Source organism: Dokdonia sp. Asnod2-E02 (genome assembly GCF_045063915.1).
Lineage (GTDB): Bacteria > Bacteroidota > Bacteroidia > Flavobacteriales > Flavobacteriaceae > Dokdonia.
The window spans coordinates 638,033-662,899 of the sequence record NZ_JBEFNX010000005.1; the positions used below are offsets into that span (position 1 = coordinate 638,033).

Here is a 24,867-nt window from a genome sequence, read left to right on the forward strand (position 1 = left end):
TAGTTATCTAATCACCATCTGCATCTGCAAAGTCTATGCTTATACTCATAGCGCTTACCATATCTACTTTGAGTAATGGCACAAGGCGTTGTACCTCATCATAAGCGTTTAAGAAATTTGTAGGAGGGTTTATGGCCAGCTCCTGCTCAAAGTTACCTAAAGCCGAAACTACGGTTCTTGAGACATCAAATTGAGAGTTAATTATCTCGCTTAAATCTGCCCCATCCTTTATTGCATTAAGTTCATCTAAGTAACTTGCAAGGCTCTCACCTTGTGTGCTACTGTTATATGCTTTACCATTAAAGAAATCTTGTGTAGCGTTAAGTCCTACTATAAAAAGATCTTTTGAGATACCTCCAGCATAAAGTGCTTCTATATTATTAGGCTCAACACTTCCAGAAAACACGCCTCCAGGGATTCCCATTTTTCCCGCTCTTAAGTGCTTCTCAAAATAAAAGATATAATCATTTACAAAACGATCTGTAGATGCCGTTGCAGAGGCACCATCGTTTGCAATAAAAGTATCTCTGTAATCTCCTTCCCACTCGTTAAGTACTGTGATTGAAAGAGTTTTCATATCTGCTGTTATATCTAGAAGATATTGCTTGTAAGCATCACCATCTGTACCATTATATATTGCAAGTATAGCTGCGTCGTCTTCACCTAGACCATATAGTAAATAGTCTATTGCTGGAAAACCTTTGGCTGCTCTGTTAGAAGAAAGATCTAAGTTATAAGACCCTGCTGTGATGTTATCTTCTATAGTAGCAACATTTGCCGGATATATATTTACATTAAGACGTAAGTTAACCGTCTCTGCAGGTCCTACTTCAAACATAGATACACGTTGCCAAGTGGTATATGCATCTAGCCAAGCTGCTCTTACCGCGGTAAGATCACTAGGCGTATCTGTAAACGAGGCTACTTGCGCTTCTAAGGTGTTAACTTTTGCAACGAAGTCTTGATAACCTGGTATTATAATATTATCTGCCCAGTTTGTGAGCATTGCACTACGATCAAAAGTTACTGGAGTTACAGTATCTGTATCATCTGTACTTACTGTAGTGTCATCTCCTCCACAGGCATAAATGAATAGCGAAATTGCTAGTATTCCAAAAATTCTTTTCATAATTAATTATTCTTTTTACCACCAAAAGGGAGCCAATGGGCTCCCTTGTTGAAAACATACAAACTTAAATTAACTTCCTGCTTGCTCCACTGTAAAGTCAAATTGTGCCGCAATAGCAGTAGATATAGCATCAAGTGTTTCTGGAGTAACATCCCATAAACCATTATCTGCTGTAAGCTGACTAATAAATGTATTTACCTCTTCTGTAGAAAGGTAAGGTGCATCTGTATTAGGGTTACGTGTAAACTGTAAGCTATATACAAATCCAAATCCTTCTGATAAGTCGTGAAAAGCTGTCCCAAAGTTTTCTGCTTCTATTGCATTTTTACCTTGCTGTAAGTAGTATACAGCACGTATTCCTACTACTTCAGACAATCTTGTTCTTAATATTTCTGCTTGCTCATCTCTAAGCTCATAATCTCCGGCTACAATAGCAGCACGACCTAGTTTAAAAGCATCAAATACTTCCTGAGCAATTCCTGCAAAATCTTCATCTCCTTCTACTCTACCTAAGTACTTATTAAGGAAGTTGTCATCTGTTCCTGCTGTAGCATTTGCATTTGCCGCATCTGCAGCATTACCGTATAGGTAACCAAATGCTTCATCCCACTTGTGTTCCATATTAGTATAAGACTTCCCTTCTACTACAACACCGTTATCATTATCTTCTACATTAGTAGCTTCGTCAAGAACAGCCGTACCTAAATAGTTATTAAGCGCTTGATCTATCATAAGAGCTCCTATAAGTCCCTTTGCAACTATCTGGTTGTACTCAAAACCTTGAGCGTTTACATATCTTGTACTCTCTCCATCTGCAATTTGTCCAGCTACGCCTTCTGTAGCAACTGTGTTTTGAGCAGGAAAAACTTCGTTTACTTGATCTGCAAGACGTGCTTCAAAAAATGCCTTTACTGTTGCAGATGCTGCAGTATTACCAGCATAATAATCTGCTGAGGCAGCAACCTTGCTCTTTATACTTTTATCTGAAGCATTTAAATCTTCATTCTCAAAAGGGTTTTCTTCATTTGAAAACATATTAGATAGTGATGCTACAGTTGCATTATCAAAATCACTCATCTCGCTTACAAGCTCTTGAGCCATTTGTATTCTAGTAGTTTGACCAGAAAAGCTTACAGTACTCTCTCCATCTCTCTCAAAAGAGTATGTAGCCGGTGCCGTCACTTCTATATCTGTACCTCCATCAGTTATTACTGTATCATCATCTTCACAAGATGTAAATGCAATTGTCGTAAGTGCTAGTGCTAGTGGTAAGTAGTTCTTCATTTTTATTTAGACTTATTATAAATAGTAAATTTGTTTACGACGGCAAAAATAATAGAGAGAAGTGGTCTACACAACTTTATTTAGAATAAATAAGAATAAGAAATTGTTAAGACAAGTTTACATAGCACAATTAACCACACACACGACTTATTATCAATACATTAAACACCTACTTAATGATTTTCAAAATTTATGAAAAGTCAAAAAAAAAGTCCCCTTGATTATCTTCAAGGGGACTTTTGAATAAATTCTTCATAAAAACTATAAACCTACCTTCTTCTTCTAGACTTATTAGAACGGCTATTAAAAGTATCTCCACCTCTATTACCAGATGGTTTGTTATTACGACTATTACGGCGTCCTTGCTGGTGACGCGCTTTATTTTCGGCTGCCTCCTTTTTAAGTTGCTCTATTGTATCTGTAGGTTGAAAACCTTCTAGCACCTCGCTATGAAGTTTTTCTCCTAATAGTTTTTCTATACCTCGTACATAAGCAACCTCATCTACACCTACTAAAGATATAGCCTGGCCGCTAGCTCCTGCTCTACCCGTACGACCTATTCTATGCACATAATCTTCTGGCACATTAGGAAGCTCGTAGTTTATAACATAAGGTAGTAATGGAATATCAAGACCACGTGCAGCAATATCTGTTGCTACAAGCACTCTTATTTTACCACTTTTAAAACCTGCAAGTGCTTTTACTCTCGCATTTTGTGTTTTATTACCGTGAATAGCTGCAGATGTTATTCCTGCTTTATCTAGTTTTTGACTAAGACGGTTTGCACCGTGCTTTGTTCTCGTAAATACCAGTACCTGATCCCAGTTACCTTCATTAATAAACTTTATAAGCATTTCAGTCTTACGAGACTTATCTACTCTATACGTCTTCTGGTCTACTTTTTCAGCGGTTGTGTTTTCTGGTGTTGCTTCTACTAGTACCGGATTTGTAAGTATACTACTTGCAAGTTTCTTAATATCTTTATTAAAAGTAGCGCTAAAAAGCAGGTTCTGTCTCTTTGCAGGCACTAGTCTTAATACTTTTTTAATATCGTGTATGAACCCCATATCAAGCATACGGTCTGCTTCATCAAGTACTAAAAACTCAATATCAGAAAGACTAAGTAGGCCTTGATTCTCAAGATCAAGTAGTCTCCCAGGTGTTGCCACAAGGATATCTACTCCTTGACGTATGGTACGTACTTGAGGATTTTGGTTTACTCCTCCAAAAATTACTGTAGATTTAATGTCTACATACTTACTATACTCGCGCACATTATCATAGATCTGAGCAGCTAGCTCTCTAGTAGGTGTAAGTACAAGCGCTCTTACTTTGCGCCTACCTTGTCGCGGGTTTGCGATAAGGTTGTGTAACATAGGTAGTGTAAAGCCTGCGGTTTTACCGGTACCTGTTTGAGCACTGGCAAGAACATCCTTACCTTCTAGTACTTTTGGAATTGCTTTTTGTTGAATAGGTGATGGCGTTGTATAGCCTTTTTCGCTCACAGCTTTGAGCAGGGCGTCAGATAGCCCCAAAGATTTAAATGACATAAATAGGTTTTCTGAAATGACCTATATGCAGCCACTTCTATATAATCGCGAAGGTAGAACTAAATAACGACTTGCTGTCTTAATATCTCTAGTAAGAATTAATCTAGATACAATAGACGCAACTTTATGCTTTCTTCCAGAATTTTAGCTTCTTTTTGAGCTTTTGCTTTTTATGAAATTTCTCTTGAAAAGACTGAGTTGCATTGCATATAGCTTTGTAAACTTTTTCTTGATCTTCTCCACTTTCTTTCGCGTAAGCTTTTGCCATAATAGCAATATCACTCTCATTATATGAAAGGCGTGCAAAATTTGCCATACGAGTTTCAAAATCCATAGGTCCAAAATTCATCCTATTGAGATCTACGAGGTAAAAATCATAGCCATCATCATTGATAACTATAAGCGTATTACCAGGAGAATGATCTAGAAAATGTATGCCTTTATTGTGAAGTGTATACGTGAACTTTGCAAAGGCTGCCAGTATCTCTTTATTACCCTTGTAAATACCTTCGGTTGTGAGTTCTCTATACGTAAGGTCGTACTTAAGATGCTTACTTACATAATAACTATGGCCAAAGAGTATAGTTTCTTCTTCAAAATAAGCAATAGGCGCAGGAGTTAAGATCCCGTTCTCAAGTAACTTATGTGCGTAAGTAAATGAGCGTTCGGCCTTTGAGCTTCTAAAAAATTTATAAGCAATTTTATTTACAAGGTGAGGAACTTTAAATGACTTTACATTAATCGTCTCATCACCTATATTAAATAGTTTAAGTGAGTTACGATCACGCTCATCAAAGGATTTTCCTTGCGTATCAAAATTTGCAATCATTGCGCAAATTTCCTCTTGCTCGCCTGTATATGTATCAGAAAAAGTGTGTTTCACGAGGTAAAAGTACAGATTTGTGAACTATGAAACCTAGCATTAGTATTGCTATCTTTGCGGTTATGTCAAATCAGTCCTCTATCTTTTTAGAAAGCCATAACCTCAAAAATGAATTTTCTGGGTTCGGGCAATTTAACAAGCATCTTATAGACGCACTCATACGTCAAAATTCAAATAATTTTCAATTTGTAATACACGCAAGAGATAAGAATAAATGGAGTGAACATTTTGGTCAAAATGTAGCAATAAAAAAGTATTACAACTTTACAAGAAATAAAAGTATTGGTATACGGAAACGTTTTGATATATGGCATTCACTCAATCAAAATACGAAAATTGAACCTCTACGCGATTTACCTTATGTACTAACAGTACACGATGTAAACTTCATAGATGAAATTTCATCTGATCTAAATCATAAGAGAAACAAACGTTTTCAAGAAAAACTAGATAGAGCGACAGCTATTACTTACATATCTACTTTTGCAAAACAATCTACACATCGATATTTCAAAGTGCCAGAGGTTCCAGAGTATATTATTTATAATGGAAATACTATAAAAGAGGTCGAAATTTCAGACACATACACTCCAGAGATATCACCTTCCAGGCCATTCCTATTTACTATAGGAGACGTATGTGAACGCAAAAATCAACACGCACTGGTTAAGATGCTCAAGTATTTAAATGGATTTGACCTGGTGATTTCGGGTAAAATGGCATCAGAATATGCACAAGGAAAACTAAAAGCAACAATAAAAGATTTGGGCTTAGAAAATCGTGTACACCTCACTGGACGTATCTCTGACTTAGATAAATTTTATTACTATAAAAATTGTGAAGCTTTTATGTTTCCTACGTTGAGAGAAGGTTTTGGTATACCAGCAATCGAAGCTATGCGTTTTGGCAAACCTGCTTTTATATCTAACAACACTTCCTTACCAGAGGTAGGCGGTGATGTCGCTTTTTACTGGGATCACTATGATGCCAAATATATGGCAGAAATAGTAACATCAGGTCTTGCAGAGGTAGCTCACAACAAAAGCGCTTTTCAAGAGAAAAGTATAACACACTCAAAAAAGTTTTGCTGGGATGAGGCGGCGAGACAATATATAAACGTATACCGAGAGGTACTCAATAAATAAACTAAATGAAAGAAGAACACGACGCAGCACTAGCAGTACTTAAACGCGGGGGTCTCATCCTCTACCCTACAGATACCGTATGGGGTATAGGTTGTGATGCGACTAATCCAGACGCCGTAGATAAAGTATATGCCCTAAAAAAACGAGCAGAAAGTAAATCTCTAATCTGCTTAGTTAGTGACTTCAAAATGCTCAACCAGTATGTAGAAAATATACCTGAGGTAGCTTATGATATTCTTAAATATGCTGCAAAGCCCACTACCATTATCTACGACGATCCTATACGTGTAGCGACTAATGTTATTGCACCAAATAACAGTACAGCCTTTAGAGTGTGTCGCAATCAGTTTTGTAATTTTCTTCTTAAAAAGTTTAAAAAACCTATCGTTTCAACGAGTGCAAATATTACTGGACAACCTACACCACAAAGCTTTAGCGAGATCTCACAAGAGATTATAGATGGTGTAGATTATGTAGTAAACATAGATCGTAGTCGTAAATCTAGCAAACCAAGTGCTATTATAAAACTTACAGAAGACGGTAAAGTAACTATTATTAGAAAGTAGTTTTTTACGCTTTCGCGAAAGCGTAATTACCCCCACATAAACATACTACATAGGCAACCCTTTTTACAGCTCATTCTACTTTTACAAAGAGGGAATGAAGCCGTACCTTTGCCTTATATTTTACATACCTAATGAATCTTAAAAACGCTTTAAACAATCCTATTTTTAATACCATCTCACGCGCTGCAGATGATTTACAACTCGAGACATACGTCATAGGAGGGTTTGTGCGTGACTACATCCTTAAACGTGGTGAGGTAAAAGATATAGACGTTGTAGCCGTAGGGAGCGGTATAAAGCTAGCTCGCAAAGTCTCTGAACTGTTACCTAACAAACCTAAAGTTCAAGTTTTTAAAACCTACGGGACCGCAATGTTGCGCTCTAACCAGATAGATGTAGAGTTTGTAGGAGCCCGCAAGGAGTCTTACTCAAAAGATAGCCGCAACCCAGTAGTAGAAGACGGCACGCTAGCAGATGATCAAAACCGTAGAGACTTTACTATAAATGCGCTAGCCATACGTCTTAATGATGAGGGTTATGGAGATTTAATTGACCCCTTTGGAGGGATAAGTGATTTGGATCGCAAAATAATACGCACTCCACTTGATCCAGATATTACCTATAGTGATGACCCGTTGCGTATGATGCGTGCCATAAGATTTGCCACACAGCTTGATTTTATGATAGAACGCAAGTCTATGGAGTCTATCACACGTAATGCAGAGCGTATTAAGATTATTACTAATGAACGCATTGTAGACGAGCTTAACAAGATAATGTTGAGCCCAGTGCCTTCTAAAGGATTCTTATTATTAGAAAAAACAGGCTTACTTCCTTATATCTTGCCAGAGCTTGTTGCTCTTAAGGGTATAGACGAGATAGAGGGGCAAAAACATAAGGACAACTTTTACCACACCCTAGAGGTGGTAGATAATATCTCTCGCCATACAGATAATCTATGGTTGAGATGGGCAGCGCTTTTACACGATATAGGAAAAGCACCTACTAAGAAGTTTTCAAAAAAAGTGGGGTGGACCTTTCACGGGCACGAGTTTGTAGGGTCAAAGATGGTTTACAAACTATTTAAGCGCCTTAAAATGCCTCTTAATGACAAGATGAAGTTTGTTCAAAAGATGGTATTGATGAGCTCACGCCCTATTGTTATCTCTGAAGATCACGTGACAGATAGTGCTGTGCGCAGACTCATTTTTGACGCAGGAGATTATATAGAAGATCTTATGACGCTTTGTGAGGCAGATATTACTACAAAAAACCCAAAACGCTTTAGACGCTACCATAACAACTTTAAGGTTGTGCGTGAGAAGATGAAAGAGGTTGAGGAGCGCGATCACATACGTAACTTCCAGCCACCAGTATCTGGTGAAGAAATTATGGAAACCTTTAATCTAAAACCTTGTCGTGAGATAGGAACGCTCAAAGAAGCCATAAAGGAAGCTATACTAGAAGGAGAGATACCTAACGAAAAAGAAGCTGCCGTTGCCTTTATGATGGATAAAGCAAAGACTATGGGGCTTACTGCATAAGATTATAGCTTATAAAACAAAAATCCCCTTGAAGTATATCAAGGGGATTTTTTATATCTATAAATGACCGTTTTAACCTATCTCGCAGGTTTTATGACTCCCATCACAATAAGGAGGATTTTTAGTCATCTTACAATTACATAAATAGGCAGTGCCTGTTTTTACTGCCTCAAAACGTAAACTAGGGGTACTCTCTGCCGCTTTATGTCCGCCATCACAAAATGGCTGTTTTGCAGAGTGTCCACAAGTACACCAAGAGTATTTTTTTCCTTCTTCAAGCTCTACGGCTATAGGTGCTAGACCTGCTACTTTTTTATTATTCTCCATTATATATTAGTTATAATTGAACAGTTTCCTGCTCAGTGGTGTTTGTTAATTCTTTAATTATGGGCTTTTCCTCCTGAAACATTTTTATGGTATAGGTAAGCAGTGTGCTGTCTCCACGCATCCCGTGACCTGGTATTACTTGCTTTACATCTGGATACAGATACTTTGCTGTGGCTACGGTCTTTGCCCATTCCTTTAGGTTTGCATCTGCTAGATTGCCTTTTCCTGCTTCTAGAGATTTTATCATACACCCGCCTAGTAATACCTCTGGTCCTTCTAGATAGGCTATCGCATTATCATCTGTATGTGCAGGACCTAAGTAATCCATCTTTACGAGGGTCTTCCCTAGCATCAAACTATCTTTACGCTGAAAAGTATTACTTAAGGTGATTGTATCTCTAGCAAGTAATGCTGCTGTTTTTGACGAGCCATATGTAGGTATGCCTGCTTCATTAAATGCTTTTACACCGCCTGCGCCATCTATATGAGCGTGACTCACCATAACGGCCTTTATGGTCGCGTTAAGGTCATTCTGTATAAAGTCAATAAGTTGTACAGATGTTGAATCATCTAGGGGTGTCTCAAATACAAAAACCTCATCACCCTCCTTACGTATATAACCATTACAAGGTATGTAACCATCTTTACCGTCCTTAAGATATGAGACGTGCATATAGTCTTGATCAGATAGTTTTATTATCTCTAGCGGCCTTAAGTAAGGCTCGGGGGCATACTTACTCTTGTCAAAACAAGAATGTAATAGTAGTACGGCTAGACAGATCCCTAACATCTGCAGTAGTCGCTTCATTGTTTACTTGCGTTTATTTCTTTTATTATAGTTTTTATCGCCTCTGGTCTTAGGCTTCTTGTATTTTTTTGCAATTTCTCTTCTGTAAGAACCTCCCAGATTTACCTTAGAGTTTTTCTCACTCTTCTCGTGAAAAGCTGGTCCCGGAGCATCCTCATCATTTTTATTCCATTTATGAGGATTAAAAATTTCTTTGGCTTCTGGTCGCTCTTCTGGTGTGAGTTCTTTAGAGATTTGAACATCTTCTGGCAGCGTCTCTATAGGTACTTTTATACCCATAAGCGCTTCTATCTCTTCTAGAAAAGCATCTTCGGCTGGAGTGCTTAATACTATTGAAGTACCTTCTTTTTGTGCTCTACCGGTACGCCCTATTCTATGCAAATAGTTTTCAGGAAAACGAGGTGTGTTTACATTTATAACGTGTGTTATGTCATCTATATCAAGACCACGCGCCATTACATCTGTCGCTACCATCATACGTACTTTACCTTCAGAAAAGGCATTTATACTGTTTATACGGTAATTTTGTGTCTTGTTAGAGTGTATGAGATCTACTTGCCCTGGAAACGCTTCTTCAAGCTTGAGGTATAGCCTGTCTGCCATACGCTTGTCTCTTACAAATAACAACGTTTTTGGGTACGCTTTCGCGGAAGCGAGCTCTTCTAGTAAAAAGTTAACCTTGGTATAGAAGTTAGGTATCTTATACCCTACTTGCTTTATATTTTCTAGTGGTGTCCCACTACGAGCAACTTTTATGAACTGAGGTTTGTTAAAATAATCTTTAATAAGCGCATCTACATCCTCTGTCATCGTGGCGCTAAACATAATGTGCTGTCTCCTTTTTGGGAGAATGTCAAAAATGTTCATAAGCTGTGGTCTAAAACCTAGATCCAGCATCACATCTACCTCATCTATCACTACCTTTTGGATAGATTTAAGTTGTAATACTCTACTCACGGCTAGATCATACAGTCTACCAGGTGTCGCTACTACAATATCTTGCCCTTGAGCAATGAGTGCCTTTTGGGTATTAATATTAGAACCACCATAAACACCCGCAATACGCACATCTATGTATTTTGTGAGCTTTTCAAGTTCGTTTACCACTTGTAGTACAAGTTCTCTAGTAGGGACTAGAATAAGTACACGAGGGTTTTCTTGTCTTGAGTATGGTAATGTTCTTAATATAGGTAAGAGGTATGCAAATGTTTTACCTGTTCCGGTTTGAGCAATTCCTACTACGTCACTTCCAGACATTACAGGCGCAAGTGCATCTACCTGTATAGGAGTAGGTTGTGTGTACCCCATATCATCTAGGGCATTCCACAAAAATTTATCGAGATTGAGATCTTTAAAGGTCATAGACATTCTCGCGAAAATAGGTTATTTTTTAAGATTCACAGTACTTTACAGGGTATTATCCTTTTAATTTTCAGCTATAAACGGGGTTTCAACTACCATCACTTTCTCAAGATTATTAAAGCATTAGGTTTTTAAGTCACCGCTAGGGCTGTTTTCTGATATGAATATACAAAAAATGCAACCCTTTTGAGGTTGCATTGTGATTGATTACGCTTTCGCGAAAGCGTGATGCTACAAGTCTCTTTTCTTTAACAATAATAAACTTGCATATATAAATAAGAACGTCCATACCGATACGATAGCTATCTCGTGAAAGTATACTGTGTAATCTGAAAGGACATCTGCCTGAATTTGATTTGCTGCAGACTGTACAATATTGAGCCTTGTGAGTGGTTGTTCTATAAGATTACTCATACTCTCAAGTGGTAAAAATTGTGACACATTGCTGCGCAGTCCTTCCATATCATACTTCTCTTGAAAGAATAAACAGATGAGCTGCACGACCCCTTCAAAGAAATACCACATTAATAAAAAGCCAAGTGCAAATGCAGAGCGTTTTATAAGTATCCCTAAAAATAAACAGAATGAGAAAAAGGCAACCAGCTTAAGGAAAAAGGCAAATAAGAACTCTAGGTCAGAAAATATGATAGACATCTCTGTAAAGTCTGAAAACGAGAAGCCTAAGATAAGACTGAGTACCGCCACAAATAAAGTAGAGATAGCTGAGAAGACAACAACGGTTAAGAACTTAGAGAGTATAAATTCCTTCTTACTCAAACCGTCTATGAGGTTTTGTTTAAGCGTTCTATTGCTGTACTCGTTTGCGGTCATTGATACTATTACAACGGCTAAGAAAAATTTGAGTATTGCCGCTACATACGTATTAAAGTGCCAGATGTATGGAAAGTTAAAAATACCTTGGTCTGCCAGTCTAAATTCGGCTCCAAAAAGGTTAAACTTAATTGAGGCAAGCAGTGCTATAGCAGATAGTAACACAAAGTACCCTATGATAAGGACACGTGATGTCTTACTATGTCTGAGTTTATGATATTCTATGGTGAGTAGTCGTAACATTGGGTTGTTTAGTTTTTAGTTAATTCAAGGAATTGCTCTTCTAAGCTCTCTTTGCGCTTTACAAGGTGCGTGAGCACGATACCTTGCTGGTGTAGTTGCGTGTTGAGCTCTTTGGCTTCTAGCGGATTTAATAAAAATCCAGTGAGCAAGTCGCCTTCTATCTTTACCTCGCCAAAATCTGAGTGGGCATTGAGATAGGTCTCGAGCATAGATAAGTTATCTGTGCGCAACTCAAAAAAGCCGTGACTTGCATTCATGGCATCTACTCGTCCTGAATATAACTTTACGCCTTTACGTAAGATAACTACGTGTGTACATACTTTTTCTACCTCATCTAGTAAGTGAGAGGCAAGTAGAATGGTAGTACCTCCTGCGGCAATTTTCTTTATAATCTCACGTATCTGGTGTATACCTTGTGGGTCAAGACCATTTGTAGGCTCATCTAGTATAAGTATCTCTGGATCGTTAAGAAGTGCCGAGGCAATGGCTAGACGTTGTTTCATACCTAGTGAGTAGGTACTAAACTTGCTATGCATACGATCTAGAAGTCCTACAATCTCAAGTTTTTCTTGAATCTTATCTGACGGGACATCTTTTATCTTGCAGACTAACTGTAAGTTTTGTGCCGCAGTCATATATGGGTAAAAGTTAGGTCGCTCTATAATAGCTCCCACCTTTTTTAAAGCATTATGTGTGGTGTCTGACCCATCAAACCAGTGAAAGTTTCCAGAAGTAGGGTTTACCACATTAAGTACCATACCTAAGGTGGTAGATTTACCACTACCGTTAGGGCCTAGTATGCCATATACGTTTCCTTTTTCTATCGTAAACGAGAGGTCATTTACAGCCTTTACAAGGCCGTAATGTTTCGTTAGATTATTAATCGTTAGGATTGTTTCCAATATGAAGTATGTTTTTTGATTGCTAGTGTTTACAAGACGGCTATGTAGACCTTTTGTTACACGCCTTTAGTATCTTTACATAAAAACGCCCCGCAATGGAAAACAAACTGATGTCTAAAAAGAAACCCTCATTTCCCGTAAATGAGAAGCTTCTTTCCTATCTAGACACCTACGCAAGGACATCTGAGGTTACAATCTCTTATGAAGATCTGCTTAGGTTTTCTGGTGGTGTGAGTGTTTTTGATAAAGAAGATAATGACACGCTGTGGATACGTGTTTACTATCCCGAGTTTGAACAAGATGAGATAGAGTATAATCTTAAACGTATTTATACCCAGCTGCACTCAGATGGTAATGAGAATATCTTTGACTACCTACGCATTGCGGGTATAGACTTTTGCACTTTTGGTAACTCTAAGCCCTTTCGTATTAAGGTGCTTAATATTTATAATAATAACTACGTATACTTTTATGTAAAGCAGGCAGATGCTAGTAGAGTTTATGGACTTGAGCTTGAGCACATCTTATCGCCTAACCGTATTAACTTTCTGGTATATGAAGACACGCTTATAGAAGAGCACATCTCTGGTATACCTGGTGATGAGTTTATAAAAAATCACCTAAGCGAGTGTGACGACCTAGGTCTTACACAAATCGCAAAGGAGTTTGTAAAGTTTAACGAGCGCTGTATGATTACCCTACTGGGTGATATGAGAGCTTATAACTACGTTATCATCCCTACCCACGATTTTGACACGGTACGTTATAAAATACGCGCAATAGATTTTGACCAACAGTGTTTTGAAGGTAATTTTAAAGTATATCAACCTGCTATTTTTAAAGAAAACATAAGACTGGTACAACTGGTTGCAAAACGACTAGACAACCGCTCTATCGAGCAATACCGTAATGAAGAGAGAGCCCTACTTGCAAGGAGAATTCTCAATGGTAAAAAGAGACTCACGAGATTAATACGTGTAATGGCTACAGATAACATCTCTCCTCGTGAGAATGTGCGCCAACTACGAGCAGATATTTTTGACTTTACAAGTGATCTCAAATTTAAACGTGCTGCAAATATGGGAGCCGTACTACGCGCAGCGCTAGAGTTTGTAAAACGTAATTATGAAGACATCAGTCTTAAACGTCTCATAAAGGAGATTTAGAGCAAAAAAAAAAGCGTAGCTATCTGCTACGCTTTTTTTTATATAATATGGTAAGGCTTAGTTCTGCTCCTTGTTAAAGTACACAAGGTAGTAGTACATCTGCTTTTCTTCATCCCATCCTTTTTCTACAAATTTCTCTGCGCTTTCTGGGTTAATAAAGTCCATTTTAATCTGGATATTGGTATCGAGATTAATCACACTTTTTATTTTCTTACGCTGTGCTGTAACCGCTTTATTGCTTATCGAGAAGTCTGTAAGGTCTTCTATTTTATACTTAGGCGACTGCTCTGTTTTATAATGGCGAAACTCTGGAATAAGATCCGGATTATCTATCACGTCATTCATAAAAGCCGTTTCCTCAAAGGTGTCATTTTTTGCAAAGTGATTTACCGCGCGGTTCATAAACAGCACTTCTTCCTTTTTATCTTCGGCAGGGAGTACTACGTCTTTTGCAAAGTCTTGACAAAACTTAAGATACTTCTTTGTGTAGAAGTTATCATCTTCAAAGGTCTCTACACCCATAAAATTCTCTAGCCAGTACTTTGTGTCATAACGGTTAGAATCTACAGAGAGTACCTTATACCCTTCATCCTCCTTATGGTTAAAGATAAGACAGCCTTTATCTAGTTTATTAAGATTAATACCTTGCTCAAGTATCATCTCTAGGTTTGTCCCGCTTTCGCGAAACTGTAAGAAATCCTGCTTTAACTCACTCTTAAAGATCCCTAAAGCATCTGTCTTGATATTATCTATCTGTACGCCTTCTAGGTGTGCGATATACAACTCACCAGCCTTAATGTGCGGATGATCACTTTGTGCATATAAGTGTTTTGCAATATCCTCAGAGAGTAAATGCGTCCCGTGTGGGTTATCAAAAACTTTCTTTGCTAACGTAAAAAGCGTGTTAAACTCTAAATCTTGATCGTGAAAAAACTTATAGTAGTTCTCTTCCTTTTCTCTAAAAGGCTTAAAGAAAAACTCCTTAATAAGCGGAGTAAGCTCATCACTTAAAGGATATGGGTCTTGAGATACAAAAAGTCCTTCTGCCTTTCCTTTATTACCTATACGGTGTATAGATAGTGACTCTATCTGAGCGCTATATAGATTTATCATAGTCGTATGTATATGTTGTGATGTATGCGATGCACACAGGTTAGGTTATAAAGAGATACAAGAATACTAATTCCAGTTCTCATCAAAACTTAAATCGTCAAAATCGTCGATGTTGTAATCATCATTAAACTCATCATCATCCTCATCTTCCTCGTCTTGTGGCTCCATCTCAAACTCTGGCGCTTGGTCTGGCACTTGCCCTTGTACAAACATAAGGTTAGGATACGTCACACCATCTTCTGGCTCTGTAATCTCTGCAAGCTCTACAAGAAAACGCCACATATTTAAGAAGTCATATACATATATAAGACGCGTCTGGTGTTCTCCCAGAAGCCCGTCTAGTGACGTCTCATTCATAAGGCGCAACTGGCTCTCACCCTCACCCATTTCAAACTGGGCAAACTCTTCGCCCTGCATCCAGGTATCATCACTTAGGTAAAAAGCAGCAACCTCTGCCCCATCAAACCCAAAAGACTGGTTTATAGCATTATGCAAGTCTTCAAGCGTAGCCGCAGCTTCGATCTCAAGATCGCGAAAAACATCTTCTTCTGTGTCTAGAATTGCTCTAAAACGGTAAATCATTGTACAAATTTTAAGATGGTAAAGATACTTGGTTTATCCCTATATCGTAGGTGTGATAGCCTCCCTTTTTGGGAAACTTTCTAACAAAATATAAAACTGAACCCCAAAAAGTAATGACGCTAAGACTAAATGTAATGGCTGACTCCCAAACGGGAAATCTATATAATACATCGCGATACCCGTCACCACCTCTAAGGCTATAAGTATGAGTGTCCAGTTAAGTAACTTGGTATGCCCTAGCAGTAAGTTTTTATTACGCCAGAATATATATAGGTTTAATAATGTCACGAGTATAGAAAACGATCTATGTACATAAAACCATACCGTAGCCGGGTTAAGCCATAACTCCTTTGCCTCATAACCTACCTCTGCCACGCGCTCATCTACATACTGTCGCACTTGTGTGCCTAGTGCAATTTGCACAAGCGTGAGTATACTAGCGACCACAATGAGGTTTTTAAAAACAGGGTCATAAGTACGCTTTCGCGAAAGCGTAATCCCCATCTCTTTATGCTGCGATTTATACCACAAGAACAAGAGTAGCGCTACTATGAAGAGGGCCGCAATCATATGGATGGTAATTTTTACCGGTAGTAAGTTTGAGTCTACTACTTGCTTACCCAGCCACGCCTGAAAAAGCATTAAAGGCAACACCATAAAGGTGGCAAAAATAAGCCCCTTGCGCCCCTTCCAGTACCAGAAAGCGAGAATCACCATAAGTAACATAGGGATACCGGCTAGTGCCGTTACAAGCCTGTTTATATACTCTATCCAGGTGTGCCATACGTTAAAGCTGGCATAGTCGTGCGTGTCATAAGTGTCCCAGTTTTGCTCATTATAGGTGGCTCCAGAAGTAAAATCTGCTGGGGCAACGCGCAGAGACTCATTGCGTATAATGACCTGTCCATCTTCATAACTATGGTTAGGCTCCCATTGCAGCTCGCTCTCTTCTGTAGGAGGTACTAAGTACCCAAAACACTGCGGCCAGTCTGGGCAACCCATACCGCTTCCCGTCATACGTACCACCGCCCCTGCGATGATAATGAGGTATAAGAAAATGATTGATATTTTAAGCGCGCGTCTGTACCACATATGTACTCTTTTTAAGAGCTGCAAAAATACAAAACGACCTTATTTTATTTCTCCTTTGGTGTTCAAAATAGTTGAAAATTGGGAGGATATAGTAAGAGAAACTATAATGTTGATAACCCATAAAAACTAAAGTAAAAACATAGTGATTTCAAACTTTTATAGCGTGTATATTTATGTAATCAATTAAAAAACAAACAACAGACTCAACAAAAATCTTTAGAGCTACTGGGAGTAGCATTTGAAATCGGTTCGCTTTTGGTGTATATTTACATCAAAAGAAAATTATGGCAAGACAAAGTATATCATTCACAAAGCCAAACGACGAATGGCTAAAAAATCAAGTGGATAAAGGAGAGTACTCTAGTAAGAGTGAACTTGTAAATGATCTTATAAGGCAAACTCGAAAACAACAATTAGAAATTGACTGGATTCGAGCTAAATTAGAGAAAGCCGAAAAAAGTGGATTTACAAGTGACAGTAAAGTAGATATTTTAGCGCGATCAAAGTCTTTGCTTAATGATGAAGTATAGATTAAGTAATGAAGCAAAAAATGACTTGATACGGATACATCAATACGGTGTAAAAAAGTTTGGAATGGTTCAAGCAGATAAATATTTTGAATCGTTCTTTAAATACTTTGACATAATTACTCAAAGACCTTTCTCATTCGAATCTGTCGACTATATAAAGAAAGACTACAGACGCTGTGTTTGCGGGGTTGATAGTATTTATTTTAAAGTAAATGAGAACTTCATAGATATAATGACAATTGTAGGAAGACAGGATTTGAATGAAAAATTGTGACCTCAGTAATAAAACCTGTTTTTGAAGAATTAGTAAAAAAAGAAAACTTAGGCACACCAGCAATCCTGATAATTATCGGGAGTGTCACTTGCTTTATGTATTTTATGTATATTTTTTAGATGGCCATTCACTAACTAAAAAGCCTGGATCACTCAATTACAATTTTCTCATTTCCCTATTAGATTTACATTTGAGAAACCAAAAATCAAAAATGAAATTAAAGGCATTAATATTATTAACATTTGGTACTATTACAATTTCCTTTGGACAGGAATTTGCCCAAATTAAATCTGAATTAGAAAAAAGAATCCCAAACGACTCCTTAATTATAGCTGATGGAAGTTGGTATTATTATCCTGAAAGAGGAGAAATTCAAAAAATTATTAAGCCAAAAGTGAATAAAATTCTTCCATATTATGAATTTTATAAAGTCCATTTAACAAACTATTTAGGCTACCATATCAATCGCTCTAATTGTTTGATTTTATTAAATACAGCAAACTCTAACTCACTATTAATTGAGCCAATATGGTTCAGTGGAATTAATAAGAATTTTCTCAAAATACTTATAGGAGCGAATTTTGAAACTAAAGAAGCATTTTTATCGTTTTTAATAGAATTACAAGAATTGTTACTTATTGGTTCTGGGAATAAAATTAACAGGTCATTTGAAAATACAGAATTTAGTGATGACGAAGTGACTTTTGAACTTGTTGAAAATTATTCCGATAGAAAAGTCTTGCGTAAAATTGTAGTCAAAATTAAAAATTTAACCATAAAAAGATTTAAAATATTAAAACCTGTGCTTAAAAATTAATTCTTTTAAACAATCACCCACACAACAAAGAACTGAGTTAAAATTAAGCTCATTTCGAATTCGCTTAACCAAAGCTTTTTCTAAGAGTTTATTCGCTGTAATACCGAGCAGGTTTGAAAGCTCTATTCGTGGTGCACAAATAGTTTTATATTTAGATAACCAAATAAAATCAGTATAACAAGACTTATTTTATTTGTTAGTTTAAGTCATTTACAACCAAGAAAATGAGACCTATAAAATCAGCAGAACTTAAATTATTGCAAAAGCTTACAAATGGACAATTTGATATTCCTCAAATGGTACGTGAACTAAACGATGGTGGGATGGGATCAATATCATTTGACTTAGAAAATTTACAATCACGTAAAAAACAGATAATTTCTGCAGAATACATTGATAAGGATGGAATTTTAGTTGATATCGAATTGACCTGTGATAATAATGATGAACTTTTTGAATTAGACTTTTGGAAAGTTGACTTTAGTCCCTTAATTTCTTTTCCACATTTTGAAAACTTGAAACTAAGAACTCCTAAGAATGAAATTACCTAGAATAAAAATAGTAATATAAGCCACTAATAATTTTCGCGAAAGCGTAATAACCCACAAACCAAAAAAAAACCTGCTATCACTAGCAGGTTTTTTTTATAATATATCATTCTAGTGTTGACTAGATGTGTATAGGTCTATCTTCGGTTGCAGCGAGGGCAGCTTCTTTTACAGCTTCTGCATACGTAGGGTGTGCGTGGCTCATACGTGCAATATCTTCTGCACTTGCTCTAAACTCCATTGCGGTTACTCCTTCGGCTATAAGGTCTGCTACACGAGCTCCTACCATATGTACGCCTAGTACCTCATCTGTTTCCTTATCTGCAAGTATTTTTACAAATCCGTCTGTATCACCACTCGCGCGGCTACGTCCTAATGCACGCATAGGGAACTGTCCAGACTTGTAGGCTACTCCAGCTTCTTTAAGTTGCTCTTCGGTTTTACCTACAGAGGCAACTTCTGGCCAAGTGTATACTACACCTGGTATAAGGTTGTAATCTATATGTGGTTTTTGACCTGCAAGAATTTCGGCAACGAGTGTTCCTTCTTCTTCGGCTTTGTGAGCGAGCATTGCTCCTTTTATCACGTCACCTATGGCATAAATGTTTGACACATTAGTTTGCAGGTGCTCGTTTACTTCTACTTTACCACGCTCGTCTGTCTTGATACCTACGGCATCAAGGTTAAGACCGTCTGTATAAGCACGACGTCCCACAGCTACAAGTACGTAGTCTGCCTTAAACTCTACATCTACACCTTTTTTATTATTTGTCGCTTTGATGGTAATCTCATCTCCGTCACGCTCTACAGCAGTAACTCCGTGAGATAGGGCAAATTTTACTTTTTGCTTCTTAAAGACCTTAAGTAATTCTTTACTCTGAGCGCCATCCATCGTAGGGATAATGCGATCCATATACTCTACTACGGTTACCTCTGCACCTAGACGCTTGTATACTTGACCAAGCTCAAGACCTATCACACCACCACCTATGACAACAAGGTGCTTAGGTACTTCTGGAAGTTTTAATGCTTCTGTAGAAGTGATGATACGTTCTTTATCTATGTTTATAAAAGGTAATGTGCTAGGCTTAGATCCTGTTGCTATAATGGTATTTTTTGCCTCTATAGTTAGGTTTTTCTCTCCTGCGATATCTATATGTGTAGCATCTTTAAAAGATCCCACACCCTGGTAAACGTCTATCTCATTTTTACCCATTAAGAACTCGATACCCTTTGTAGTAACGTCAACTACGCTTTGCTTGCGGGCAATCATTTTCTCTAGGTTAAATTTTACATCACCTACCTCGATACCGTGCTCTTCAAAATGTTTGATGGCATCTTCATAATGGTGTGATGAGTCTAGAAGCGCCTTAGACGGGATACACCCTACGTTAAGACAAGTTCCTCCTAGTGTACTATATTTTTCTATTATTGCTGTTTTCATTCCTAGTTGTGCACAACGTATTGCTGCAACATATCCACCAGGACCAGAGCCTATAACGGCTACATCGTATGAACTCATAATTTGTTTTTAAAAGTTACACAAAGATACAAAGAGCTGCGAAGTTAAAAGCGCAATGAATGGCTCTTTTTTACACGCATCTGCCAGGTAATTTGTGACCACTAGACATAAAAAAAGCCCTCGTGTGAGGGCTCTTACTTTTTCGCGAAAGCGAACTAAACAATGATTACATCGCTCCCCACTCTTTTAGTGAGTCCGTGTTCATCTTTACGTAGTCTTGATTTTTTGCTTCTTTTGCTCCTTTAAGTGACGCTTGTGCTGCTTTTATAGCTCCTTTTTTGTCTCCTACCTTTGCAAGTAATAATGACTGCTGGCGTAGTTGCCAGAACTTAGGGTCTTTGTTCATAGACATCGCTTTGTCCATATACGTCTTTGCTTTATCTAGTGACTGTCCAGTGCTAGAAAGATATACTGCTGCAGCATAGTAATCTCCCATACCTGGTCCTGCCATCATCTTATCTATACTCGCAAGTACTGTCTGGTTTGCCGGTACTGTAAATGGTACAGCTACATACGTTTGATCCCATTGCATTGTAAGGTGTGCACCATCGTTAGACAGGTGGTTGATTCCCATAGTAAAAGACTCTGCTGGCATATTGCTCATTTGTGCCTTTGCCGTTGCCTTTGCAGCAACCTTGCTATCGTCCCACTTTTGAGGTGTACCCCAGTTATTTGTATCTGTGTAGAAGTATACTTCCCAAGTAGATGCTGTAGGCTTTGTGTATACTGCATATTTTCCTGCCTTAAGCTCTGTACCTGCAACTGTTACTGGTGTAGAAAACTCAACGGTTGTATTTGCATTTGCTCCTGTGCGCCACATTGCACCGTAAGGTACAAGGTCACCCATAATAGTACGTCCTCTCATTGCAGGTCTAGAGTACTCAAGAGTAACATCTGTAAGACCTACCGTTTGCATCACCTTTGCTGCTGGGCTAGGTGCTGGTGTTTTAATTTGTGCTGTAGTTCCTGCCGTCATAAGACCTAAGAAGGCTACAAAAAGTAATTTTTTCATAATGCTTGATTTTATTGGTTATGGATTGTTTTACGCTTTCGCGAAAATTTCCTCACACAAAAATAAGATGTTAAAATGCGTCATATGTTAACAAAACCTTAATATAACGCTCTGTATCTTTATCGCAAAACAGCACATATGAAACGCTACATAGCCGAAATAATAGGAACATTTACAATGGTTTTTTGTGGTTGTGGCGCTATGACAGTAAACGAGACTACAGGCGGCGCCGTTACCCACCCCGGTGTTGCAATTACCTGGGGGCTTATTGTGATGGCTATGATCTATGCTTTTGGCGATATATCTGGTGCGCACTTTAACCCTGCGGTGACAGTAGCTTTTGCTTATGCAAAGAAATTTGCGTGGAGAGAGGTGCCTAAGTATATCATTGCACAAGTAGTAGGAGCTACACTTGCCGGTGCGATGTTGTGGTTCTTGTTTCCTGAGAGTGAATTTTTAGGAAGCACCGTTCCCTCTTTTGAACATTATAAGGCTTTTGTACTAGAGATACTCCTCACCTTTTTCTTAATGCTGGTCATCATAAACGTATCTACAGGCGCAAAAGAAATAGGTGTCATCGCGGGTATCGCCATAGGTGGTGTCGTATTGCTAGAAGCAATGTTTGCGGGACCTATGACTAATGCGTCTATGAATCCTGCGCGATCTATAGGTCCTGCCATATTTTCTGGTCAATGGGAACCTATGTGGCTATATGTTACCGCTCCATTTATAGGTGCAATACTAGCCGTAGCAAGTTGCAAGCTCGTAAAAGACGAGCAGTGTTGTGATGCTTAATACATACCTACCCCACACATCTTCAACCAAAATCTTTGCACAACTCACAATTATTTAATTTTTGTTTAACTAAATAGCTTGTTTTGATAAACATTTTGATTGTATTTTTATAATTAGAAAATAAGTTATGAAAATCTATCAAATACATTCTAAGCAAAATCTACCTATAAGTGTAGATGAGGCTTGGCAGTTTTTATCAAACGCACGTAACCTAGGTACCATCACTCCAGATTATATGAATTTTAATATCATCTCTGGTGCAGATAGACCGGTGTATGCTGGCCAACTTATACAATACACCGTCACCCCTATTGCAAATATTAAGATGCAGTGGGTTACAGAAATCATAAGTGTAAAGGAAGGTGCCTATTTTGTAGATGAGCAAAAGTACGGCCCTTATGCCCTATGGCATCACAAGCATTTTATAAAAGAGATACCAGGCGGCGTAGAGATGGAAGATATTGTAGACTATAAAGTACCTGCAGGCTTTTTAGGAAGACTTGCACACCCTTTTCTGGTAAAACCAAAACTAGAAGAGATTTTTGAATACAGAAAGAAAGCACTCGAAGACAAATTTGGTGTTTATAAAAACCCAGAACAAACAGCAACTACACTTAAACAAGATATACTAGCCTAACACGCATAAAAATAACACTATGAGCAAAAACATACTATTAATAGGAGGAAGCCACGGAATAGGTTTTGAAATCGCAAGCAAGCTATACCAAGACCACACAGTATATGTCGCTTCTCGTACTAACGAGAATCTAGGTAATCTAGATGTAAACTACATCGAGTATGACACAGAAAAGGATGAGCTAGACCTAAGCCAGTTGCCAGACCACCTAGATGGTTTTGTGTTTTGTCCAGGCACTATAAACTTAAAGCCCTTTAAAATGCTCACGGTAGATACCTTCCGTAAAGATATGGAGCTTAATTTTTTGAGTATGGTAAACGTGGTACACCAAGTAATGGAGCACCTTAAGAAATCTGAGCAAGCAAGTCTTGTTTTCTTTAGTACAGTTGCTGTAAAGGTGGGAATGCCTTTTCACACAAGTGTTGCCGCTGCAAAGGGAGCTATAGAAGGATTTGCCAAAGCACTCGCAGCGGAGTATGCGCCTAAGCTACGTGTAAATGTAATAGCACCATCACTTACAGACACTCCACTTGCAAAGCGTCTCTTAAGCAACGACAAGAAAAAAGAAATGATGAACGAGCGCCACCCGCTTAAGCGTGTAGGTACCTCAGAAGATATTGCAAATGCAGCAGCCTTCTTACTTGGTGATGACAGCACTTGGATCACTGGTCAAGTGATAGGTGTAGATGGTGGTATGAGTACACTTAATGTAAACTAAGTATTTAATAAAGAGGTTTAGAACGCTTTCGCGAAAGCGTATAAAAACCCAATCAAGGCTTTAAGAAACCCCCATTTCTTAAAGCCTTAAATTTGTAATCTATGAGCACAAAAAAAGTAACAATATTTTGGTTTCGTCGTGATTTACGACTGGATGATAATGTAGGTTTTCTAGAAGCACTAAAGGGAGACTACCCGGTCTTACCTATTTTTATCTTTGATAAAGAAATTCTTGATAAACTCCCAGAAGACGACGCTCGCGTTACTTTTATTTATAATGAATTACAAAAAATGCGTGACACCTTGCAAGCAGAGCACGACAGCTCGCTGGCAATGTTTTACAGCACTCCAGAGCAAGTTTTTAAAGAGCTCATAGCAGATTATGATGTGCAGGCAGTAGTCACAAATAGAGATTATGAGCCGTATGCACTAGAGCGTGATAAAAAAATTGCATCACTACTAGAAGAAAATGATATCTCATTTACCACCTTTAAAGATCAAGTGATTTTTGAAAAAGATGAGATTGTAAAAGGAGATGGCGATCCTTATGTGGTCTACACACCTTTTAAAAATAAGTGGAAAGCGACTTTTGATGAAGATAAAGACCTCATCATACATTACACCTCGCAGTATCTTGACAATCTTATAGATCATAGTAGACTGCCTAATGTCACACTGGCAGATATGGGTTTTAAAAAATCTAGCATTGAGGTACCAGATTATGACGTCACTCCTACTCTTATTGAAAATTATGAGGACACACGCAATTTTCCTGCGCAAAATGGGACATCGCGATTGGGGCCGCACTTACGTTTTGGTACAGTTTCGGTACGTAAAATGGTAAAAAAAGCGATCGCTCAGACTAACGAGGTTTTCTGGAGCGAACTCATATGGCGTGAGTTTTTTATGCAAATTTTATATCACTTCCCGCATACTAAAGACAAAGCCTTTAGATCAAAATATGACCGTATAGACTGGCGTGATAATGAAGAAGAGTTTGAAAAATGGAAAAACGGCCAGACGGGCTATGCCCTAGTAGATGCTGGTATGCGCGAGCTCAATGCAACGGGTTATATGCACAACCGTGTGCGTATGCTCACAGCGAGCTTTTTATGCAAGCACCTACTTATAGACTGGCGCTGGGGAGAAACCTACTTTGCGGAAAAGCTACTCGATTATGATATGAGCTCAAACGTGGGTAACTGGCAGTGGGCAGCAGGTTCTGGAGTAGATGCTGCACCTTACTTTAGAATTTTTAACCCTATGACACAGGTTGATAAATTTGACAAGCAAAAGGAATATATCAATAAATGGGTGCCAGAGCTACAAGAGCTTTCGTATCCAGATAAAATGGTAGACCACAAAGAGGCTAGAGAGCGCTGTCTTAAAACGTATAAAGAGGCGGTTGCTTAGAACGCTTTCGCGAAAGCGTAATACCTATATATTCTAAACCTTACAAAATAAATAGAGTTTAACACCGCTCGCTAA

The 24,867-nt window shown here is 38.2% G+C and carries 26 protein-coding genes; 12 read left to right on the forward strand and 14 right to left on the reverse strand.

Annotated elements, in window-relative coordinates; all coding sequences use genetic code 11:
- Positions 1 to 7 precede the first annotated feature (7 nt).
- From ACJJVM_RS02785 to ACJJVM_RS02800, 4 genes are all read right to left on the reverse strand, one after another.
- Positions 8 to 1,129: an imelysin family protein gene (locus ACJJVM_RS02785; protein ID WP_405210732.1), complete on the reverse strand. Its 1,122-nt coding sequence runs from the start codon at positions 1,127 to 1,129 to the stop codon at positions 8 to 10.
- A 69-nt stretch (positions 1,130 to 1,198) separates the two neighbouring features.
- The gene (locus ACJJVM_RS02790) at positions 1,199 to 2,413 is read right to left on the reverse strand and encodes a DUF4856 domain-containing protein (protein ID WP_405210733.1); all 1,215 of its coding nucleotides are present in this window, start codon (positions 2,411 to 2,413) and stop codon (positions 1,199 to 1,201) included.
- A 269-nt stretch (positions 2,414 to 2,682) separates the two neighbouring features.
- Entirely contained in the window at positions 2,683 to 3,963 is a 1,281-nt protein-coding gene (locus ACJJVM_RS02795) for a DEAD/DEAH box helicase (protein WP_405210734.1), read from the reverse strand.
- Between the two features lie 124 nt (positions 3,964 to 4,087).
- Positions 4,088 to 4,846: a Kdo domain containing protein gene (locus tag ACJJVM_RS02800; protein WP_405210735.1), complete on the reverse strand. Its 759-nt coding sequence runs from the start codon at positions 4,844 to 4,846 to the stop codon at positions 4,088 to 4,090.
- Positions 4,847 to 4,872: 26 nt separating this feature from the next.
- Between ACJJVM_RS02800 and ACJJVM_RS02805 the strand changes: the two genes are divergently transcribed.
- From ACJJVM_RS02805 to ACJJVM_RS02815, 3 genes are all read left to right on the forward strand, one after another.
- Positions 4,873 to 5,991 carry a glycosyltransferase family 4 protein gene (locus tag ACJJVM_RS02805; RefSeq protein WP_405210736.1) on the forward strand — a complete coding sequence of 373 codons (1,119 nt, stop codon included), beginning with the start codon at positions 4,873 to 4,875 and terminating at the stop codon, positions 5,989 to 5,991.
- A 5-nt stretch (positions 5,992 to 5,996) separates the two neighbouring features.
- Positions 5,997 to 6,557: an L-threonylcarbamoyladenylate synthase gene (locus tag ACJJVM_RS02810; protein WP_405210737.1), complete on the forward strand. Its 561-nt coding sequence runs from the start codon at positions 5,997 to 5,999 to the stop codon at positions 6,555 to 6,557.
- Positions 6,558 to 6,688: 131 nt separating this feature from the next.
- Positions 6,689 to 8,101, forward strand: a complete 1,413-nt coding sequence (locus ACJJVM_RS02815; RefSeq protein WP_405210738.1) for a CCA tRNA nucleotidyltransferase — start codon at positions 6,689 to 6,691, stop codon at positions 8,099 to 8,101.
- A gap of 72 nt (positions 8,102 to 8,173) precedes the next feature.
- On the opposite strand, the gene ACJJVM_RS02820 is transcribed toward ACJJVM_RS02815, so the two are convergent.
- The 5 genes from ACJJVM_RS02820 to ACJJVM_RS02840 all read right to left on the reverse strand — a co-directional run bounded on the left by ACJJVM_RS02820 (position 8,174) and on the right by ACJJVM_RS02840 (position 12,574).
- Positions 8,174 to 8,428 (reverse strand): CDGSH iron-sulfur domain-containing protein, encoded by a 255-nt coding sequence (locus ACJJVM_RS02820; RefSeq protein WP_035328326.1) that lies wholly within the window; start codon positions 8,426 to 8,428, stop codon positions 8,174 to 8,176.
- A 10-nt stretch (positions 8,429 to 8,438) separates the two neighbouring features.
- Positions 8,439 to 9,236 (reverse strand): subclass B1 metallo-beta-lactamase, encoded by a 798-nt coding sequence (gene bla / locus ACJJVM_RS02825; RefSeq protein ID WP_298354160.1) that lies wholly within the window; start codon positions 9,234 to 9,236, stop codon positions 8,439 to 8,441.
- 3 nt (positions 9,237 to 9,239) lie between these two features.
- The gene (locus ACJJVM_RS02830) at positions 9,240 to 10,598 is read right to left on the reverse strand and encodes a DEAD/DEAH box helicase (protein ID WP_405210739.1); all 1,359 of its coding nucleotides are present in this window, start codon (positions 10,596 to 10,598) and stop codon (positions 9,240 to 9,242) included.
- A 231-nt stretch (positions 10,599 to 10,829) separates the two neighbouring features.
- Positions 10,830 to 11,672 (reverse strand): ABC transporter permease, encoded by an 843-nt coding sequence (locus ACJJVM_RS02835; RefSeq protein WP_298354163.1) that lies wholly within the window; start codon positions 11,670 to 11,672, stop codon positions 10,830 to 10,832.
- Positions 11,673 to 11,680: 8 nt separating this feature from the next.
- Entirely contained in the window at positions 11,681 to 12,574 is an 894-nt protein-coding gene (locus ACJJVM_RS02840) for an ABC transporter ATP-binding protein (RefSeq protein ID WP_038600433.1), read from the reverse strand.
- Positions 12,575 to 12,669: 95 nt separating this feature from the next.
- Here ACJJVM_RS02840 and ACJJVM_RS02845 point away from each other — a divergent pair, with 95 nt between their 5' ends.
- Entirely contained in the window at positions 12,670 to 13,740 is a 1,071-nt protein-coding gene (locus tag ACJJVM_RS02845; protein ID WP_405210740.1) for a hypothetical protein, read from the forward strand.
- Between the two features lie 57 nt (positions 13,741 to 13,797).
- Here ACJJVM_RS02845 and ACJJVM_RS02850 read toward each other — a convergent pair whose 3' ends face one another.
- The 3 genes from ACJJVM_RS02850 to ACJJVM_RS02860 form a co-directional block, all read right to left on the reverse strand.
- The gene (locus tag ACJJVM_RS02850) at positions 13,798 to 14,853 is read right to left on the reverse strand and encodes a nucleoid-associated protein (protein ID WP_298354170.1); all 1,056 of its coding nucleotides are present in this window, start codon (positions 14,851 to 14,853) and stop codon (positions 13,798 to 13,800) included.
- 66 nt (positions 14,854 to 14,919) lie between these two features.
- Positions 14,920 to 15,435, reverse strand: coding sequence for an IS1096 element passenger TnpR family protein (locus tag ACJJVM_RS02855; RefSeq protein WP_035328315.1), 516 nt, complete (start codon positions 15,433 to 15,435; stop codon positions 14,920 to 14,922).
- Positions 15,436 to 15,474: 39 nt separating this feature from the next.
- Positions 15,475 to 16,527 (reverse strand): heme A synthase, encoded by a 1,053-nt coding sequence (locus ACJJVM_RS02860; protein WP_298354174.1) that lies wholly within the window; start codon positions 16,525 to 16,527, stop codon positions 15,475 to 15,477.
- Positions 16,528 to 16,811: 284 nt separating this feature from the next.
- Here ACJJVM_RS02860 and ACJJVM_RS02865 point away from each other — a divergent pair, with 284 nt between their 5' ends.
- The 4 genes from ACJJVM_RS02865 (at position 16,812) to ACJJVM_RS02880 (ending at position 18,699) form a co-directional block, all read left to right on the forward strand.
- A complete protein-coding gene (locus tag ACJJVM_RS02865) occupies positions 16,812 to 17,057 on the forward strand; it encodes a type II toxin-antitoxin system ParD family antitoxin (protein WP_405210741.1) in 246 nt (81 codons plus the stop codon).
- Positions 17,047 to 17,331 (forward strand): type II toxin-antitoxin system RelE/ParE family toxin, encoded by a 285-nt coding sequence (locus tag ACJJVM_RS02870; RefSeq protein ID WP_405212161.1) that lies wholly within the window; start codon positions 17,047 to 17,049, stop codon positions 17,329 to 17,331. Before ACJJVM_RS02865 ends, ACJJVM_RS02870 begins: the two co-directional genes overlap by 11 nt.
- Positions 17,332 to 17,542: 211 nt before the next feature.
- The gene (locus ACJJVM_RS02875; RefSeq protein ID WP_405210742.1) at positions 17,543 to 18,148 is read left to right on the forward strand and encodes a hypothetical protein; all 606 of its coding nucleotides are present in this window, start codon (positions 17,543 to 17,545) and stop codon (positions 18,146 to 18,148) included.
- 224 nt (positions 18,149 to 18,372) lie between these two features.
- Positions 18,373 to 18,699, forward strand: coding sequence for a DUF6984 family protein (locus ACJJVM_RS02880; protein WP_405210743.1), 327 nt, complete (start codon positions 18,373 to 18,375; stop codon positions 18,697 to 18,699).
- A gap of 118 nt (positions 18,700 to 18,817) precedes the next feature.
- Here the strand turns inward: ACJJVM_RS02880 and lpdA are convergent, their stop codons facing one another.
- Positions 18,818 to 20,218, reverse strand: coding sequence for a dihydrolipoyl dehydrogenase (gene lpdA / locus ACJJVM_RS02885; RefSeq protein WP_298354180.1), 1,401 nt, complete (start codon positions 20,216 to 20,218; stop codon positions 18,818 to 18,820).
- Between the two features lie 166 nt (positions 20,219 to 20,384).
- Positions 20,385 to 21,230 (reverse strand): DUF2911 domain-containing protein, encoded by an 846-nt coding sequence (locus tag ACJJVM_RS02890; RefSeq protein ID WP_405210744.1) that lies wholly within the window; start codon positions 21,228 to 21,230, stop codon positions 20,385 to 20,387.
- Positions 21,231 to 21,341: 111 nt separating this feature from the next.
- Between ACJJVM_RS02890 and ACJJVM_RS02895 the strand changes: the two genes are divergently transcribed.
- From ACJJVM_RS02895 to ACJJVM_RS02910, 4 genes are all read left to right on the forward strand, one after another.
- Positions 21,342 to 22,025 carry an MIP/aquaporin family protein gene (locus ACJJVM_RS02895; protein WP_405212162.1) on the forward strand — a complete coding sequence of 228 codons (684 nt, stop codon included), beginning with the start codon at positions 21,342 to 21,344 and terminating at the stop codon, positions 22,023 to 22,025.
- Between the two features lie 127 nt (positions 22,026 to 22,152).
- Entirely contained in the window at positions 22,153 to 22,662 is a 510-nt protein-coding gene (locus ACJJVM_RS02900; RefSeq protein ID WP_405210745.1) for a cell division inhibitor, read from the forward strand.
- A 19-nt stretch (positions 22,663 to 22,681) separates the two neighbouring features.
- Entirely contained in the window at positions 22,682 to 23,380 is a 699-nt protein-coding gene (locus ACJJVM_RS02905) for an SDR family NAD(P)-dependent oxidoreductase (protein WP_035328292.1), read from the forward strand.
- 101 nt (positions 23,381 to 23,481) lie between these two features.
- Positions 23,482 to 24,792: a cryptochrome/photolyase family protein gene (locus ACJJVM_RS02910; RefSeq protein WP_405210746.1), complete on the forward strand. Its 1,311-nt coding sequence runs from the start codon at positions 23,482 to 23,484 to the stop codon at positions 24,790 to 24,792.
- Positions 24,793 to 24,867 lie beyond the last annotated feature (75 nt).